Origin of the sequence: Bacillus sp. FDAARGOS_235 (assembly GCF_002073415.2) — a bacterium.
In the GTDB taxonomy this organism is placed as follows: Bacteria; Bacillota; Bacilli; order Bacillales; family Bacillaceae_G; genus Bacillus_A; species Bacillus_A toyonensis.
Genome location: NZ_CP020437.2, coordinates 46233 through 61406, shown reverse-complemented (window position 1 = coordinate 61406; position 15174 = coordinate 46233). Strand labels below are relative to the sequence as shown.

14 protein-coding genes and 1 other annotated feature (1 of these 15 cut by a window edge) are annotated in these 15174 nt (G+C 35.5%); of the genes, 5 read left to right on the top strand and 9 right to left on the bottom strand.

Annotated elements, in window-relative coordinates; genetic code table 11:
* Nucleotides 1-17 precede the first annotated feature (17 nt).
* Both A6J74_RS01830 and lsrF read left to right on the top strand, forming a co-directional pair.
* A complete protein-coding gene (locus A6J74_RS01830; protein ID WP_001224016.1) occupies nucleotides 18-380 on the top strand; it encodes a cupin domain-containing protein in 363 nt (120 codons plus the stop codon).
* A gap of 6 nt (nucleotides 381-386) precedes the next feature.
* Nucleotides 387-1169, top strand: coding sequence for a 3-hydroxy-5-phosphonooxypentane-2,4-dione thiolase (gene lsrF / locus A6J74_RS01825; protein WP_000219766.1), 783 nt, complete (start codon nucleotides 387-389; stop codon nucleotides 1167-1169).
* Between the two features lie 122 nt (nucleotides 1170-1291).
* On the opposite strand, the gene A6J74_RS01820 is transcribed toward lsrF, so the two are convergent.
* The 6 genes from A6J74_RS01820 to A6J74_RS01795 form a co-directional block, all read right to left on the bottom strand.
* Complete coding sequence (locus A6J74_RS01820) at nucleotides 1292-1795, bottom strand: GNAT family N-acetyltransferase (RefSeq protein WP_000204930.1); 504 nt, start codon at nucleotides 1793-1795, stop codon at nucleotides 1292-1294.
* Between the two features lie 312 nt (nucleotides 1796-2107).
* Nucleotides 2108-2503 carry a VOC family protein gene (locus A6J74_RS01815; RefSeq protein WP_000773071.1) on the bottom strand — a complete coding sequence of 132 codons (396 nt, stop codon included), beginning with the start codon at nucleotides 2501-2503 and terminating at the stop codon, nucleotides 2108-2110.
* 226 nt (nucleotides 2504-2729) lie between these two features.
* Nucleotides 2730-3437, bottom strand: coding sequence for a nucleotidyltransferase family protein (locus A6J74_RS01810; protein WP_000230058.1), 708 nt, complete (start codon nucleotides 3435-3437; stop codon nucleotides 2730-2732).
* A 69-nt stretch (nucleotides 3438-3506) separates the two neighbouring features.
* Nucleotides 3507-3833: a heme-degrading monooxygenase HmoA gene (gene hmoA / locus A6J74_RS01805; RefSeq protein ID WP_000469501.1), complete on the bottom strand. Its 327-nt coding sequence runs from the start codon at nucleotides 3831-3833 to the stop codon at nucleotides 3507-3509.
* 97 nt (nucleotides 3834-3930) lie between these two features.
* Nucleotides 3931-5145 carry an MFS transporter gene (locus A6J74_RS01800; RefSeq protein ID WP_000843820.1) on the bottom strand — a complete coding sequence of 405 codons (1215 nt, stop codon included), beginning with the start codon at nucleotides 5143-5145 and terminating at the stop codon, nucleotides 3931-3933.
* A gap of 57 nt (nucleotides 5146-5202) precedes the next feature.
* Nucleotides 5203-6246, bottom strand: a complete 1044-nt coding sequence (locus tag A6J74_RS01795) for an ArsR/SmtB family transcription factor (protein ID WP_000451628.1) — start codon at nucleotides 6244-6246, stop codon at nucleotides 5203-5205.
* A gap of 256 nt (nucleotides 6247-6502) precedes the next feature.
* Between A6J74_RS01795 and A6J74_RS01790 the strand changes: the two genes are divergently transcribed.
* Entirely contained in the window at nucleotides 6503-6817 is a 315-nt protein-coding gene (locus A6J74_RS01790) for a hypothetical protein (RefSeq protein WP_000414474.1), read from the top strand.
* Between the two features lie 460 nt (nucleotides 6818-7277).
* Here A6J74_RS01790 and A6J74_RS01785 read toward each other — a convergent pair whose 3' ends face one another.
* On the bottom strand, nucleotides 7278-9569 hold the full coding sequence (locus A6J74_RS01785) for a glycoside hydrolase family 3 C-terminal domain-containing protein (protein WP_000817448.1): 2292 nt from the start codon (nucleotides 9567-9569) through the stop codon (nucleotides 7278-7280).
* Between the two features lie 136 nt (nucleotides 9570-9705).
* Here A6J74_RS01785 and A6J74_RS01780 point away from each other — a divergent pair, with 136 nt between their 5' ends.
* Nucleotides 9706-10941, top strand: a complete 1236-nt coding sequence (locus A6J74_RS01780) for a helix-turn-helix domain-containing protein (protein ID WP_000995838.1) — start codon at nucleotides 9706-9708, stop codon at nucleotides 10939-10941.
* A gap of 212 nt (nucleotides 10942-11153) precedes the next feature.
* Nucleotides 11154-12347, top strand: a complete 1194-nt coding sequence (locus A6J74_RS01775) for a nucleoside transporter C-terminal domain-containing protein (RefSeq protein WP_000545491.1) — start codon at nucleotides 11154-11156, stop codon at nucleotides 12345-12347.
* A gap of 80 nt (nucleotides 12348-12427) precedes the next feature.
* Here the strand turns inward: A6J74_RS01775 and A6J74_RS01770 are convergent, their stop codons facing one another.
* Together A6J74_RS01770 and proB are read right to left on the bottom strand one after the other, a co-directional pair.
* Complete coding sequence (locus A6J74_RS01770; RefSeq protein WP_001006647.1) at nucleotides 12428-13675, bottom strand: glutamate-5-semialdehyde dehydrogenase; 1248 nt, start codon at nucleotides 13673-13675, stop codon at nucleotides 12428-12430.
* A 105-nt stretch (nucleotides 13676-13780) separates the two neighbouring features.
* Nucleotides 13781-14884, bottom strand: coding sequence for a glutamate 5-kinase (proB, locus tag A6J74_RS01765; RefSeq protein ID WP_000744733.1), 1104 nt, complete (start codon nucleotides 14882-14884; stop codon nucleotides 13781-13783).
* Between the two features lie 143 nt (nucleotides 14885-15027).
* Nucleotides 15028-15174: a binding site (T-box leader), on the bottom strand; it runs 64 nt beyond the window's last position.

Genomic DNA, 15174 nt, shown 5'->3' with positions numbered 1-15174 from the left:
ATAAAGGAGTGAAATGTATGCGAAAAGCGAATGAAAATGATTTCTCCTATCGCTTCGGTGATAACGGGCCGAAATATTTAATACAAGGTCCAAATATTGATCTTGGCCTTGTTGTCATTCAGCCTGGGCAAGAGTTTCAAAATCATTACCATACAACATGCGAGGAAGTCTTTTATGCATTAGAAGGAGAAATAGACTTCTATGTAAATAATGAAAGAGTTCCAATTAAACAAGGTGATGTCTTACAAGTTCGTCCTCATGAATCTCATTATCTTATTAACCATTCTGACAAACCTTTTAAAGCTGTTTTTATAAAGTCACCACATTTACCAAATAAAGATACTGTACAAACGGAAAATCCAACATTAACGAAGGAGTGATTTCGAATGACTTGGGGATTTAAAAATCGATTAAATACAATTTTACCTGATGGAAGAGCGGTTATGTTAGCGATCGACCATGGCTATTTTTTAGGACCGATTCACGGACTAGAACAACCATTAGAAACAGTTAAAAACTTACTTCCTTATACAGATTCCCTTTTTTTAACGCGAGGTGTACTTAGCTCTTGTATTCCTGAAAACTGCAGCACACCGATGGTTATACGTGTATCTGGCGGAGCTACTGTCGTCGGTAAAGATTTAGCGAACGAAACTATTGTTACACCTGTGAAAGAAGCAGTAAAACAAAACGCAATTGGCGTCGGCGTTTCTGTCTTTGTTGGATCAGACTATGAAACACAAACGGTTTCAAATCTCGCAAACGTAGTTTCAGAAGCTCATGATTACGGATTACCAGTTCTCGGCATTACCGCGGTCGCAAAAGAACTACAAAAACGAGAGGCACGCTTCCTCGCACTCGCTTCCCGCGTATGTGTTGAAATGGGTGCTGACATTATTAAAACGTACTACTGCGAAGGATTCGAAAAAATAACGAGCACATGCCCTGCCCCAGTCGTCATCGCCGGTGGACCGAAACTAGATTCAATCGAAGACGCATTAAACATTACGTACAATGCACTGCAAGAAGGTGCAATTGGCGTAGATATGGGCCGAAACATATGGCAATCTGAACATCCAGCTGCAATGATTCAAGCAATACATGGTATTGTGAAGAACGGATTGAATGTGAAAGAGGCGCTGGAATTATATGATGATGTAAAAAACTAAGATAATAGATAGACTATTACACTTAAATATATACAAAATCAATATTTACTATAAGGAAAAGCCCATATCTAACATATGGGCTTTCTTTTACATTTTTAATTGTTCCGAATCTAATCCGATTTCTACAGATCGCGTACGTTCCAAACAATCTCACCTCGTTCACCAAACGTACTGTGATGCCGCTTAAATCCTATCTTTTCTAATACCCGGAAGGACGCCGTATTCCAAGCACCTACAGTTGACCAAAGTCTTTTGCGACCCGTAGCAATCGCAGCCTCCAGTACTGCTGATGCCGCCTCTGTCGCATAACCCATGCGATGAGCACTGCGGAACAACTCATATGCAATCTCCGGCTCTTCAAGCGTGGAACGACCGATAATTAAGCCACAGTATCCGATGAAATCGCCTTCGTCTCGTCTACGAATCGTGAGAAGGGATATGCCATTTTCGGTTGCTTTCTTGCGCTTCTCAATAAGATCGTTACGAACAGATTCAACGGTTGGCATTTCCACTCCACGTTCACCAATTAGTTCTCTAAGCCAGACTGCATCCGATTCCTCCCACATATTCAGGTCGAGTCGTTCCGTTCTTAGATGGAACGCCATATCTTTAAATACAGATGTCATAGTAGTAACCTCCTATTTATATCACTGTACTACTTATAATAGTTTTGTACTGTACCATATGGGAAACCTGCTTGATTCTCTAGATTTTTTGCATTAAGAAACATTATTGCTATTTTATGCATAAGCAATTCCTTTGCAAAATAGACTTTGTTATGAAACTTTATTTCAAATCTATAATATTTAGTTTAAGAGGAATACCCTCTAGTTTATAAACATTTTGATGTTCACTTATCATACAAATAAAATGCTCAAGCCCCTTTCCAAACTGGATAAGGGGCTATATTCACATCTTCAAAACAATTTCTCTTATTGCTATCGAACTTTCTTACCATCTTTATAGTCAAGGCACGATACTTCAATTAACAATCCATTAAACATTGTAAAATAAAAACCATAACTACTACCTCTCATCACATAAGGTGCCTTGTCTATTTCAATGCCCCCAGCTACTAAACGATTATATGATTTATCAACTTCATTTGTAGTTTCCACTAAAAAACCAATATGAAAAGCTTCTGGATACGTAACGTCCTTATTCCCCTTGAATGCTTTTGGATCACTTAATACAAGTATAAATCCACTCTCATCGCTCATCACTACAAGTGCCTTTCCTTTTTGCTCCAAAAATTGAAAATCAAAAAAAGTTTCAAAGAAATGTCTCGCTTCTAATAAATCATCAACACATAAATTCAAATGATTCAACTTCATTCACACATCTCCTTTTAAACAGGGGCTATACAGAAGTATATTGACCCATATTAATAACACCCGAATGTTTAAGGTTGTATTCAAGTGTTCATTTTTTAATAGTTTAATACTTTTTTCTATCGTCTAGAACGTTTTTTCAATGCAACTTTTAAGATACAGTGAATGAAATTATACGAACGATTCGAAACGGAATATCTATTTACCAATAAAATTTAACAATCGTATTCTATTGTTTATTCTCCAAATGAATTAAAATCCACTCAATCAAGAAAACTGCTGAAGAGATTCGCTCTGTCGTGTCACCTAAAAACAGTTTATTTATAAAATCTTCAAAGTGAGTTGGTACTTTGGATAATGTTTCAATATACTTCAAAACAGATCCAGCTGAAGGTACTGGCTTGTTATTAATAGCCCATATTCCCTCTAACAATGTCCAAGTTGATGTTTGAACTATATATGATGCTTTTAACTCATCTTTTGCTTTCAGAGCAGTCTTAATTTTAATTAGCGAACTATGTAACCAATGAGAAATGCCCTTTACTTTATCACTAGCAACTCGATAGTTTTCAAATTTTTGTTTTGCTATTGCCTTTAATTCTTTCAATTCACCGCTTTTATCAAACAAAATTTTCCCTTCTAAAAATGAATATAGTTCCATCTGATTATTTTTAAAGTTTACTTGTATTTGATTAAAATCAGCATACTTATATTCAACTAAAATATCTTCTCTCATTTCAGAATAAAATCGCTTCTTTTGTCCGTCTTCTAAAAGAATATATAAGTCTAAATCCGAATCAGGATATGCATCACCTCTTGCGACAGAACCGATGAGCATAAATCCGGTTACTTTTTCTATAGATAAACATTCGTTTAAAATTATTTCCACTATTTCTTTATGTTTTTCATATGTAATAAATGAAAGGTTTTCTACCACTTACATCCCTCCAGTACTAAAAAAGAGGATACATGTTAATTTCTACAACATGTATCCTCTGCTTATATTTTACGACTGCTGATAAGCCGCTTTCGATGATTTCACATAATAAACACCGTGTTCAACGTTAATGATATGATCTGGTTTTGGTTTACCACGGCCCGCTCTATGTCCAGCTAAATGTTCTTCACTCGTTTCCCAGTTTTTCCATGCCTCTTCAGATTCCCAGCGAATCATAACGACAACTTCTTCATCGCCGCGTCTTACTTTTTTCACAAGAACACTTAAGTCAATGAAGCCTTCAAATTTTTCAATTATACCTTCTCCAGTGAAACGTTCTACAACTATATTTGATGTACCTTCTTTTACAGTAAATGTTTTCGTTTCGATAAACATATATCCCACTCCCTCTTTGTAATTCGAATGCTAGTATTCTTCTATTATAGTTGATTATGATAATTATTTTCAATTATAAAGTTTTAAATCTTTTGAATTATGCTGTTTTCTCTTCAACTGCCTCATCTAAAAATTTAAAATATGGGAGTAATATTCCTATTAAAGAAGTGACACATATAATCGCACCGATGATAAAGTATAGTGCTCTAACTCCCCACATTTCACTTAGTATGCCTCCTACTAACACACCTAACGGCATAGCGGATCGTATGAAAAATAGTCGAACTGAAAATACTTTTCCTATCATATTGTTCGGGACAGTTTGTTGGCATATTGTTGTGTTATGAACATTGAAAAATGCGATGCAAACACCTGCAATCACTTCAGTTATTACCGCAATTATTATACTATGATTGAACCCTAGAGAAATGTATGTGAGCCCTCCTATAAACAATCCACCAAGCATAAGTATACGCCGGCTTTTATATGTTACTTTTCCGACTAGTATAGATCCAACTACATAGCCAAGCGGGAAACCAGCCATAAAATAACCAAACTCCGCATATCCTGCGGACAACTCGTCTTTTATATAAGGAAGATTTGTAACCATCGTTACCCCTACTCCAAACTGTACGAAAGTAAGAAATACACCGAGCCAAACGATGATTGGTTTTGTGAAAAAGTATGTAAAACCGTGAAGAAACTGTTCTAGCCACGTTTTTCTCAATTCTTGTTTTACTCTTTTTTCTTTTATGAAAAGTAACAATCCCCCACTAATGAATAGACAAACACAAACGAACAACATTGTTAATTTGATTCCAATGAATGTAATAACGATACCACCTAATAGTGGCGCAAGAAACATCATAAGACGAGTCATTCCATCAATATACGCATTTGCATCTTGAAGTTGTTCTTTACTTACAATGCTCGGTGTAATTGCTTGACTTGCAGGTGTATAAAGCGGTGTAATGAGCCCAATTATAATTTGAACGACATACACGTGCCAAACTTCTATATTACTAGTAACTACCATGACTAAAGGTAGTAAGAAAACAGATGCCCGCATCCATTGCGAAAAAATCATAATCCACTTTCGGCTCCATTTATCAATAAATGGTCCGCTTATTAGTTGCAGTATGAGAGATGGGATAAAATATAATAACCACATACTACTTAATGCTGTTTTTGATCCCGTTAACTCATAAACAAGAATTGAATTACACAACGTCCCGAAAGCTCCGCCTAATTCCGAAATTGCGCTACCAATCCACATAAAAAAGAATGAACGATTTTTCAATACACTCTTCACTATAGCTCACCAACTTTTCTATTTAATTCCTCCCTTTATGTACATTCTCGTTGTATATTATCTATTTAAAAATACATCTAATTCTTTCGCTAACGACTGCACTGCTTTTTTTCTCAATACATATTTTCCGTCATGTATATCAACTAACTTAGCCGAACGTAATAATTTTAAATGATGATGCACTGTCGATTTACCAAGTTGCAGTCTTTCCGTAATTTTCTGCAATGTACGTTCTTTTTCAAACAACATTTTTACAATTCGTAATCTCGCTTCATCCCCAAGTGCTTTATGTTTTTGAACTAAAAAATAATTCGGCTCATACGGATCTTCTGGATGTATACTTTCATTTGCGACAGGATAATGAAACACTTTCGTATCTTCAATATCAGCTTCTATATTCCACGGCCTGTACGTCAGTTGCGGGATAAGAAGTACGTAATGAACACTTGGCTCTGGCATATAGTTAACGCCACCAGTCGCCCACTCGACAAACTCTTCCGGTTTCATCTTTTTATTCATTTCATTCTTTGCTTCATAGTCTCGCTCTAATATAGAAAGTAATTGCTCTTCCTCTTTTTTAATAACACTCTCATACCATCCTGTCATAACGGCGATAAAATGGTCCTTTAGTTCTTGTATATCACTATTACATATAAAGCTAATATACGTAGAGAAAAACTGATGATCCTGTGTCAGTTCCTTTAATTTTTGTATTGCAGTTACGTCTCCATTTCCTGCTAAACGTCTTTTTTCTTCATATTTCTCTCCTACAAAGGGTAAACATATATACTTTAAATCTTCTTCTGAAAGCGAATCGATATTCGCAATAAACTGTGATAGATTTTGAAAATCTCCTTCATACAACAACTGAAGCAGCGCTTTCCACGTATTATGCTCTTCTACAAACTGTAAGTGCTCCCTCATTTCTTCTGTTAATGATTGTCTAATTTCTTCCCATTCGCTTTGGGATTTTTCAAGTGTGTCTATTAACCTTTTATGAGTAATTGCCGCAATGCCAAGTGCACATTCGAAAAGTATCGAATACTTCATTTGAATATGGTACGTTTCCCTCTTTCTACTCGTTACATGAAAGACTTCCATTTGATCCCCTCCTTATTTGCTATATATTGAATTCTATAATTATCGAATTATACCTTCTATATTTTTAGAATTATATTACAATTACCGAAAATTAAAGACTATGATAATCTTTTTAATCCTTACTCCATTAAAACGCCGATTGTTAAATACCTTATTAATAATGGAGGTTCCTTTTTTTAGCTCTTTTATACGTTGCAGTTCATATTCTTGTTCTACTATAGGGCAGGCATATTGAAGAGAAAGGAGAATGTATTACATGGAGAAAAATAATGTAGAAAGCGTATGTTTATTTTTGCAATTACTAAAGTTAAGAGTACAAAAGATGTTTATTAAAAAAGAATTAAAAAAGTATACTTGGCAACAAACAGTAAAGCGAACGCTTCAAGTACATGATGCCTTACAATCTTCATTAACATCTCTTCAAGAAGCAGAACTGGATCAACCGATTCCTTCTCTACCTGTTTGGCAACAATATATGAATATCCTTTTGCACGATGCTTATCATACAGGACAAATTATACAACTTCGGAAACTCCAAGGTTCATGGCCAACTCATCGTTCTTATTTATAAATAATGATTAAAATTGCTTAAGTTTAACATGCCACAAAACAATTGAACGCAGTTAACTGTTACATCAACTTCTCTCCCGTAATTACTACTATTACCCAAGATAAAGTAATAAGAAAAATAGCATCGTAACAGACATAGTCTAGATACGAACCGAAAGAAGTGAAAACGTTAGGTTTTATAAAATTACTTTTATTGCTACAGATAATAAGTGGGAATCTACCGAAGGACCTTTTTATATCAATGTCCCACATTACAAAGAACTAAATGGGCCTACTGTAGATGATGAACAATTATTTGATTTTACATTAGCTGAATAGATTTTCAAAAAGCAAATGAGATGCTAACTCTCATTTGCTTTTTGAAAATCTATGTTTATTCATATTAAGTATACATTATTAGCCCAAACCAATTGGGTATTTCCAGACCGTTATCTTCCATCTAACCTCTTCACATTCGCCGCTTATTGATTCATTTGCGCATCGTTCAATAGCTCAATTATTTCACTTAACATTTCTTCTGTAAATGCGCCTGCACTAAAGTTTACTAACGCTCGTAACGGCATGTAATTTAGCATAGCATCCATCATTTCAGAGGCATCACTATCCCCTTCAGCCATACTTGCAAACGGGCTGTCTTTTAATGCTTTTTCCATAAGCTCTTTTGCAATTGGTGCTAACATTCGGTCCGCAAATATGTCCCCTAGTAACGTATTCCGATGCACTGTTTTTTTAATTATAGTTGTTGATTGAACGAATATTTTATCTTGTAAAACAATCTCTCTTGAAGACTTTCCTACTAAAATTTCGAATTCACCTGTTTCAACATGCCAGTCCTTCAATTCAACATTATAATAAGCAAATGACCTGTTATTTAAAGTAAAACTAACCGTTTTTTCTTCTCCCGGTTGCAACTCTACTTTTTCAAATCCTTTTAATTCTTTTTCAGGACGAATCATACTACTTTCAACATCTTTTATATACAGCTGAACAATTTCTTTCCCAGCTATACTACCAGCATTTTTCACGTTTACAAGAACAGAAACAGTATCCGTATCCTTTATCTCGTTTTTACTTATTGAAAGTTTACTATACTCAAAGTTTGTATAACTTAACCCAAAGCCAAATGGGAACAATGGTTCAATATTTTTTGCATCATAATAACGGTATCCAACGAACACACCTTCTTTATATTCTACTTTATCACCTTCACCCGGGAAGTTTAAGTAAGAAGGATTATCGCTTAAAATTTCCGGGAATGTTTCTGCTAGCTTCCCACTTGGATTCGCATCACCAAATAATAAATCAGCAATTGCTCCGCCTAATGCTTGGCCACCTAAATAGCCTTCAAGTATTCCTTTTACTTTACCTATCCATGGCATTTCAATTGGCGCACCATTACTTAAAACTACAACGATATTACTTTGAACTTCAGCAATAGCCTCAATTAATTGCACGTGATTTTCTGGCATTTGTAAATGTTTTCGATCAAAGCCTTCTGATTCATAACGATCTGGAAGCCCAACGAAAAGGACAGCTGTATCTGCGCTCTCAGCTATTTTTTTTGCTTCATTAATCAAGTTTTCATCTACGTCATCGCTTGCAAGATCATAGCCTTGTGCAAATAAAATGTTCGTTTTTTCACCTGATACCATTTCAAGTTCTTCAAAAATACTTGCAAGCTTTGTTGGATTAATATGAGAGCTTCCGCCGCCTTGATAACGTGGTTGCTTTGCAAATTCTCCAATTACCGCTACCGTCCCCTCTTTTTTTAGCGGAAGAATGGAATCTTCATTTTGTAACATAACCATACTTTCACTTGCAACTTCCCTTGCAAGCTGATGATGCATGTCCTTACTATACGTAGCGTTTTCTAATTGATTATCATAAGCTTTAAAAATAATGTAAAGAAGACGCTCAACTGCTTGATCAAGCTTTTCTACACTTAGCTCACCACAATGAATTGCATCAATAATTTTCTTCTCACCAATTCCAAAACTTGAAGGCATTTCTAACTCTAAACCGTTCGCTAAACTTGCAACACGTTCATTTACTGCGCCCCAATCAGATACGACAAAGCCTTCAAATCCCCATTCATCTTTTAAAATATCATGTAACAAATAGTTATTTTCCGAAGCGTATTCACCATTTACTTTATTGTAAGCACTCATTACTGTCCAAGGCTGTGCTTCCTTAATAACATCTTCAAAGCTTGCAAGGTAAATTTCACGTAAAGTTCTTTCATCAACAATTGCATCTACAGACATTCTGCGATGCTCTTGATTATTAGCTGCGAAATGCTTTAATGACGTTCCAATGCCTTGACTTTGGACGCCTTTAACATGATTTATAGCCATTTGCGATGATAAATACGGGTCCTCTGAAAAATATTCAAAATTTCTTCCGCATAGCGGTGAACGTTTAATATTTGCACCTGGTCCAAGGAGAACACCTACATGTTCAGCCTGACATTCTTCTCCTAATGCAACTCCTACTTCATGTATTAAGTCTTTATTCCATGTACTTGCTAACCCTACTGCTGAAGGGAAACAAGTCGATGGAATACTGTTATAAATCCCTAAGTGATCTGCTCCCTCTGCCTGTTTTCTTAGACCATGTGGTCCATCAGTTACCATAATTGATGGAATCCCTAATCGTTCAATCCCTTTTGTATTCCAAAAGTCTAATCCAGAACATAGACTTGCCTTTTCTTCTAGCGTCATTTCAGAAATGATTTTCTTAATATCTCTTTTCATGATAGCCCTCCTAAAAAACATATAAGTAAACGCTTTCTTAATGATATTATAGTTATTATCTTTCAGATATTATGGTATATTTTTTAGACTACTTGTAAAAATTTTAGCTGTTTTTTAAAGAATAGAGGTTAAAATAATGAATTGCTCCAAACGAGAAGATCTATATTATATTTGTAAGCTAGTCTTTGATCTACATAAAACACCTATCTATTTTCTTACTAACAAAGGAGATTTAGTATTTGAAATCTCGTCCAATATTCTGCATAACCCTATGTATTCTTCCAAAGAGGCAATACTGAATGAACTATATAAGGAACAGCCTTCCTATACTTTTCCGTCACTAGTAGAGACCGCCTTTCTCGAAAACTTTTTCGCAATTCATCTGCGTTTGAACGACCAAATTAGTGGGAATATAATTGTTGGACCAGTCCTTTATTCCAGGCTATCAGAAACATCAATTAATGGCATTGTTAATGATCTTCAACTAAAAATAAACAAAGAAGAAATGATTCGATATTATCGTTCTCTACCCGTATTAAATAATATGAGTTTTTTAAATGTAAGTTTAGTGCTTTATTACATGCTATATCAGAAACAGTTGGACATAGCTGATATACTGCAGAAAAACATGCTAATAAAAAAGGCGGAATTCGAAATTGAACAGCCTGATGTACATATATCAGAGCAACGACAAAGTACATTAACTCATATCGATCCACTAGCCGAGAGGAAAATATTTGAATGTATTAAGCAAGGGAAAAAGGAGGAGTTAATTAAAAATCTAAGGAGATTACCTGAATCAGGAGAACTTGGGGTGTTATCAAAGACAAGTCACCTGCGAAGCCAAAAGAATTCTGCCATTGCAGCTATTACACTTGCAACTAGATCTGCTATTGAAGGCGGAGTTTTCCCTGAAATCGCATATACTATTAGTGATTTATTTATACAAAAACTCGAAGAAATACATAAAAATGAAGCAATACCCCCTTTTTTAGAGAATGCTTTACTTGAGTTTGCAGAACGTGTCAAAAATAGTACAATGCAGCAACATTCAAAACATATACACGTATGTCAAAATTATATATTCACTCATCTTTATGGTGATATTACACTAAATATCCTTGCAGAAATAGTCACATTAAACCCTAGTTATTTATCTTCCCTTTTCAAAAAAGAAGTTGGAATTTCTTTAAATGAATATATTCAGCGTGCGAAAGTCGATGAGTCAAAAAAGTTAATGACATATACGAGACATTCTATATCCGAAATTTCTACATTACTAAATTTTCACGACCAAAGTCATTTTACAAAGGTATTTAAAAAACATACTGGTATTTCGCCTAAACAATTTAAAAATGGATGCAGTTATTAGTTATCCTTCGTTCCGTCAATAGATTTAATTTGTTGCTTTACATTCCTAATACATATACTTTATAAAGCGAAAACATTAATTGGTAGTACATTAATTGAAATAGATGAATGCTAAACATAATTCACATTCTTCATAACTCCTGATTATAATCCAAATTTGGAAGAATAGAGGCTTTTTTATATACAAATAATAAGCCTCAAGGAGTTGTTGACATGCATTTCATATTAAATATGTTAGGGATTTTTGTTGTAATATTAATCGTCTTCCTTTGTTCGCCTAATAAAAGAAAAATAAAATGGAGACCAATCGTTATTCTAATCATATTGGAGCTTTTTATTACGTGGTTTATGTTAGGCACCAAATTGGGCAGTATTATCATTAATAAAATTGCGTCATTTTTCAGTTGGCTACTATCGTGCGCGAATGAAGGTATTCGTTTTGCATTTCCTTCAGCTATGGAAAATCAAACAGTTGATTTCTTCTTTAGCGCCTTACTTCCTATCATTTTTGTTATCACTTTTTTTGATATCCTTTCCTATTTTGGAGTCTTAACTTGGATCATTGATAAAGTTGGTGCACTTATTTCTAAGATTTCTCGTTTACCAAAGTTAGAAAGTTTCTTTTCCATTCAAATGATGTTTTTAGGAAATACGGAAGCACTTGCGGTTGTTCGTGATCAATTATCTGTTTTAAAAGAAAATCGTTTGTTGACTTTTGGAATTATGAGTATGAGTAGTGTTAGCGGATCCATTCTTGGTGCTTATCTATCAATGGTTCCAGCAACATATATTTTCAGCGCTATTCCTTTAAACTGTATTAACGCATTAATTTTAGCGAATGTTTTAAATCCTATTGAAGTTACGAAAGAAGAAGATGTTGTTTATAAACCTTCAAAAAATGAAAAAAAAGATTTCTTTTCTACTATTTCAAACAGCATGTTAGTCGGAATGAATATGGTAATCGTTATTTTAGCTATGGTAATTGGATATGTAGCTTTAACAGCATGTTTAAATGGTATTTTAAGCTTTTTTGTAGCAGGTTTAACAATTCAAAAAATCTTCTCCATTATCTTTAGCCCCTTTGCTTTTTTACTCGGTTTAACAGGTAAAGATGCTATGTATGTAGCTGAATTAATGGGAATCAAAATCACAACGAATGAATTTGTTGCCATGATGGATTTAAAATCAAACTTAAAGTCTTTACAACCGCATACGATTGCTGTTGCAACTACATTTCTAGCCTCTTTTGCTAACTTTAGTACAGTAGGTATGATATACGGAACTTACAATTCATTATTTGGCGGAGAAAAATCATCAATAATCGGTAAAAATGTTTGGAAGCTTCTTGTTAGCGGAATGGCTGTTTCCTTGTTAAGTGCTATGCTCGTGGGGCTTTTTGTGTGGTAAATCAATACTTATAATAACGAAAGACACCTAAATGAAATTGGGTGTCTTTCGTTATTATTTCACTTTTTCTTTTATAATTTTTATCCCCGAATCTGTCCATTCCCACGAATCACATATTTTGTAGAAGTTAATGCAGGAAGCCCCATTGGTCCCCTTACGTGTAGCTTTTGCGTACTGATGCCAATTTCTGCGCCAAATCCGAATTCAGATCCATCCGTAAAACGAGTCGATGCATTATGATAAAGTGCTGCGGCATCAACGGATGTGAAAAACTTGCTGACGTTTTCCTCGTTTTCTGAAATAATCGCTTCAGAATGCATAGATCCATACGTATTTATGTGATGAATCGCTTCTTCTACTGTAGAAACGACTTTAACTGCTAGCGTGAGAGATAAAAACTCAGTTTCCCAATCCTCTTCTGAAGCGAATGCAATAGAAGAATCAATTGCCAATGCTTTCTTATCACCACGTAGCTCCACGCCTCTTTCCTTCAATAAAGAAAACAGTTCGCTACCAAATTGCTGCGCCCACTTTTCATGAAGTATAATCGTTTCAATTGCATTACATACAGATGGACGCTGCGTTTTTGCATTTATAATAATATTAAATGCCATTTGTTTATCCGCTGTTTCATCAATGAAAATATGACAATTTCCCGCACCTGTTTCAAGTACTGGAACAGACGCTTCTCTTACTACAGTATCGATTAATTGCTTGCCACCTCTTGGGATAAGAACATCCAAGTAGTCATTTAATGTAAATAACTGCTTCGCGCTATCTCGCGTCGTATCTTCTATGAGCTGTACACTTTCTTGAGGCAAGCTCGTTTGTTTGAGCGCTCGGTGAATTACAGCAACGATCGCTTTATTAGAATGGATAGCGGAAGAACTACCACGCAATATGACTGCATTTCCTGTTTTCAAACAAATTGTAGCAGCATCTACTGTCACATTCGGCCTTGCCTCGTAAATCATCCCGACAACACCAAGTGGTACTCGCATCTCCTGAATAGATAGTCCATTTGGTCTTTCCCATGCACTTACACATTCCCCAACAGGATCACGTAAATCAATTAGCTGCTTAATTCCCTCAGTCATATCAATGATACGTTGTTCATTCAGCATAAGACGATCAAGGAGTGACTCAGAAAATCCTTTTGCCTTACCTTCTTCAATATCCCGTTTGTTTTCCTCTACAATATAAGCTGTTTCTACTATCAACTGATCAGCAATTGCGGTAAGTGCTTCATTTTTTTGATTTGTAGATGTAAGCACAAGTTCTCTAGCAACTTCTTTCGCTTTTTTCCCCTTTGCCAACACTTCATTCATTTTTATTTCCTCCTTTTTAAAGGTTAATCAGTATATTATTTGAGAACCATTTAACACGAGTATCTAAAACTTACCTGCCCATTCAAATTTGCGTGCTCTCTTTTCTTAAAATGAAACCCAATGATCTCTATGGATGACTTCATAATTATGCCTTTCGCCTCTTGCTTGAATATCTTGGCTTTGCATACCTTTTAAATTCCTTAGTTCCTCCGCGCTATATGTGCATTGTCCTTTTCCTATTACGCGCCCTTGTTGCGTAATTACTTCCACGACTTCACCCACTTGGAAAAATCCTGACACATTTGTAACACCAGCAGGAAGAAGGCTCTTTCCATGTTGAATGATAGCAGTAGCTGCCCCGGCATCTACTTCAATTTGACCGCTAACAAGCGAATGCAAGGCGATCCATTGCTTGTTCATTTTAATTACTTTTTGAGGAGCATTACCGATATACGTTCCATCACCTTTGCCCTTCAAAACATCTAAAAACTTTTCCTGTCCACGTCCTGTTCCGATAAATACACTCACTCCAAGAGATAGTGCCGTCTTTGCAGCATCGATTTTTGATTTCATACCGCCAGTCCCAAGTTTTGAACCAGCATCTCCAGCAAGAGAAGCGATTTCTTCCGTAACTTCAGGAAGAAAATAATATTTTTTCGCATCCGTATTTTTTTGAGGATTTTTGTCATATAAACCGTTCACATCCGTAAAAATCATAAGCATATCTGCCGACACAAGTCCGCTTACTAAAGCTGACAGCATATCATTATCACCGAACGTCAGCTCCTCTAAAGAAATGGAATCATTTTCATTGATGATAGGAAGAGCGGAACGGTTTAGTAGCTCTCCTAAAGTAGCGTACGCGTTACTGTATTGTTCTTTTCTAGAAAAATCACTTCTCGTTAATAAAAGTTGTGCAGTAACAATATCATATTTACGGAACTCCTCTGTGTACGCCTGCATTAATAAACTTTGTCCGACAGCTGCTGCAGCCTGTTTCCCTTTAGTTGTCACTGGTCTGCTAGGATACCCAAGAGCAGAAAAACCTGCTGCGACGGCTCCAGATGTAATTAACAAAACTTCATGCCCTTCCTGTTTCAGTCGTGCCAATGCGGCAACGTGATCTGAAAGTTGTTCTTTAGAAATGCCTCCATGACTATCTGCCAAGGAACTACTCCCTATCTTTACAACAATTCGTTGTTTTTTCACTTTTGTAACCCCCAAGTCTAAAATCAAAGTTTTTATACATTACACTTCTATTCATTCAGTTTGCAGCTATATTTATTCTCATCCATGCTGCCCTGTAGTATGAAAGAGCAAAATAAAAATGACCGCTTCGCCCTTAATAAAATAATAAGGACGAAACGGTCACTGTTCCGCGGTACCACCTTGATTGATATACATAGATATCCACTTGACGCCTATAACGCAGGCGAACGCCTAAACTTTCATTTAAGACTCAGGGATAGGTTCGATACATTCTATACGAGGAATCTTTC